We start from the raw sequence: 2,898 nt of genomic DNA, 5'->3' as shown, positions 1-2,898 counted from the left end.
TGCGTGCACCTCCCGCCGCCCCCTCGCCGGTGCCCGGGCCCCCAGCCGCACCGCCGGCCGGCCCGTCCGTCACCGCCGCCCGCGGGATCGTTCGCGGGCCGGGCGCCAGGACCGCAGGCGCAGGCTGTTGCCGACCACCACGAGGGAGCTCACCGACATCGCCGCCGCCGCGATCATGGGGTTCAGCAGGCCCACCGCCGCGATCGGGATCAGCAGGACGTTGTAGGTGAACGCCCAGGTGAGGTTCGCCGAGATGGTCGCCAGCGCCCGCTCCGACAGCTCCAGCGCGTCGCTCACCGCGCCCAGGTCACGCCGCATCAGCGTCACCGCGGCCGCCCCCACCGCCACGTCGGTCCCCGTCCCCATCGCCATGCCCAGGTCGCAACCCGCCAGCGCGGCGGCGTCGTTGACACCGTCGCCCACCATCGCCGGGACCCGCCCCCGGGCCCGGAGGTCCGCGATCACCGCCGCCTTGTCCTCCGGCGAGGCGGAGTGGTGGACCCGGGTGACGCCCAGGCCGGCCGCCACCGCGCGGGCCGGCCCCGGACCGTCGCCCGTCAGCAGCACCGTCTCCACGCCCAGCGCCGTCAGCCGCTCCACCAGCTGCGCCCCGCCCTCGCGCGGGGAGTCCCCCAGCGCCAGCAGCGCCTCCCACCGGCCGTCGACCTCCACCAGCACCGCGGTGTGCCCGGCGGCCCCGGCCCGCTCCCGCGCCCGTGCCAGGGCCACCGGCAGCACCGCGTCCGCCGGGATCCGGCACACCCGCACCGACCGGCCCTCGACCCGGCCCTCGACGCCCCGCCCGGCGACCGCCGTGAACCCGGTCACCGCCCCCAGGCCCGCACGCTCCGGCACCGCCGCCGCGATCGCCCGGCCCACCGGGTGCTCCGACAGCTGCTCCAGCCCGGCCGCCAGCCGCAGCACCCCGCCGACCGCCGCGCCGTCGGCCGCGACCGCGTCCACCAGCCGCATCTCCCCGGTCGTCACCGTCCCCGTCTTGTCCAGCACCACCGTGTCGATCTCGCGCAGCCCCTCAAGCGCCTCCGGCCCCCGGAACAGCACCCCGTACTGCGCACCGCGCCCCGTCGCCGCCATCAGCGCCGTCGGCGTCGCCAGCCCCAGGGCGCACGGACAGGCCACCACCAGCACCGCGACCGCCGTCGTCACCGCCCCCTGACCGGACGCGCCGGCCCCCAGCCAGAACGCCAGCACGCACACCGCGAGCGCCAGCACCACCGGGACGAACACCCCCGCCACCCGGTCCACCCGGCGCTGCACCCGCGCCTTGCCCGCCTGGGCCTGCCAGACCAGGGCCGTGATCCGCGCCAGCCGGGTGTCCGCACCCACCCGGACCGCCCGCACCACCAGGCTTCCCCCGACGCACAGCGTGCCGCCCGACACCTCGTCACCCGGGCCGACCTCGCGCGGCTCCCCCTCCCCGGTGAGCACCGAGACGTCCACCGCCCCGCCGCCCGCCAGCACCTCGCCGTCGACCGCCACCCGTTCCCCGGGGCGCACCAGGAACAGCCCGCCCACCGGCAACTCCTCCACCGCCACCCGCCGTCCGACGTCCGCCGGCCCGGGGACCGGAGCGGTCGGTGCGGCCGGTCCGCTCGGTCCGGTCGGTCCGGTCGGTGCGGCCGGTCCTGCGGGAGCCGGTGCGGCCGGCGCGGGAGCGGCGCTCCAGGTGCCGAGCGCGTCCTCGTCCAGCACCGTCACGTCCTTCACCACCAGCTCGGCCAGCGAGGTCAGCGCCGAGGCGGTCCGCCGGCGCACCCGGTCCTCCAGCAGCCGTCCGCACAGCACGAACAGCGGCACCCCCACCGCGGCCTCCAGATAGACGTGGTCGCGTCCCCCGTCCGTCGTGAAGGAGAACGGCATCGTCATCCCCGACGCCCCCGCGCTGCCCCGGAACAGTGCCCACGCCGACCACGCGAACGACGCCACCACCCCGAGGCTGACCAGGGTGTCCATCGACGCGGAGGCGTGCCGCAGCCCCCGTAGCGCCCGCCGGTGGAACCCCTCCGCACCCCACACCACCACCGGAACCGCCAGCACGAGGCAGACCCACTGCCAACCGCGGAACTGCAGCACCGGAACCATCGACACCAGCAGCACCGGCAGCGCGAGCACCGCCACCAGCAGCACCCGCAGGCAGTCGTCGTCCGCGCAGCCGGAGGTGGCGGCGGCCTCCCCGGCCTCCGCCGACCGCGGCACGGGCGCCGCCGTGTACCCGGCGGCCTCCACCACCGACACCAGGTCGGCGGTGCCCAGCCCCGCCGGGTGCAGCACCCGCGCGCGGCCGGTGGCGAGGTTCACCTCGCAGCTCACCCCCTCCACCCGCCCGAGGAAGCGCTCGACGCGCACCGAGCAGGCCGCGCAGGTCATCCCGCCCACCTGGAGGTCCGTCACTTCCAGCACGCCCGCGGCTCCGGTCCCGCCGCCCCCACCGGTCCCGCCGGCGTCCCGCCCGGCGGCGGACGGCGCCGCCGCGAGCCCTCCCCCGGCCGCGCTCACCGCAGGCCGCCCAGCGCGTGCGAGCCGCCGTCCTCCGGGTAGTGCCACCCCGGCCGCAGCTCCGGCGCGACCGGACCGACCAGCCACCCGACCAGGAAGAACACCACCCCCAACAGCAGCAGGACCACGACGTAACCCGCCACCCGCCCGTAGGCGGCCGACGGTCGGCCGCGGTCAGTCTCCGACCCGGAACCCCTCGGCATCTGCGTATCCATGACCAGGGTGTCGACCGGCCGCCCCAACGGGTTCCCGGCCCGATGCGCGCCTCCGGCGACGGTGTCCGGGGCGCCCGCCCGTCCCCGGACACCGCGCCGCCCGCCCACCGGGGACGGCGGACGGGCGGATGACCCCACGGAGAAAGCCGTCACCCGGCCGCCGGGG

The 2,898-nt window shown here is 77.8% G+C and carries 2 protein-coding genes; both read right to left on the bottom strand.

Features of this window, described 5'->3' with window-relative positions; all coding sequences use genetic code 11:
- Positions 1-69 precede the first annotated feature (69 nt).
- On the bottom strand, positions 70-2,388 hold the full coding sequence (locus ACFCX4_RS35715; protein ID WP_376151552.1) for a heavy metal translocating P-type ATPase: 2,319 nt from the start codon (positions 2,386-2,388) through the stop codon (positions 70-72).
- A 125-nt stretch (positions 2,389-2,513) separates the two neighbouring features.
- Positions 2,514-2,720: a hypothetical protein gene (locus tag ACFCX4_RS35710; RefSeq protein ID WP_376151550.1), complete on the bottom strand. Its 207-nt coding sequence runs from the start codon at positions 2,718-2,720 to the stop codon at positions 2,514-2,516.
- Between the last annotated feature and the right edge of the window lie 178 nt (positions 2,721-2,898).

Source organism: Kitasatospora sp. NPDC056327, from assembly GCF_042261735.1.
Lineage (GTDB): Bacteria > Actinomycetota > Actinomycetes > Streptomycetales > Streptomycetaceae > Kitasatospora.
The sequence above is the reverse complement of the archived record's forward strand: the minus strand, read 5'-3'. Positions and strand labels throughout refer to the sequence as shown.

What these genes read in the sequence shown, in the direction of transcription:
- ACFCX4_RS35715 (WP_376151552.1), bottom strand. Translation starts at nt 2,388, where the DNA reads ATGACCTGCGCGGCCTGCTCGGTGCGCGTCGAGCGCTTCCTCGGGCGG.
- ACFCX4_RS35710 (WP_376151550.1), bottom strand. Translation starts at nt 2,720, where the DNA reads ATGCCGAGGGGTTCCGGGTCGGAGACTGACCGCGGCCGACCGTCGGCC.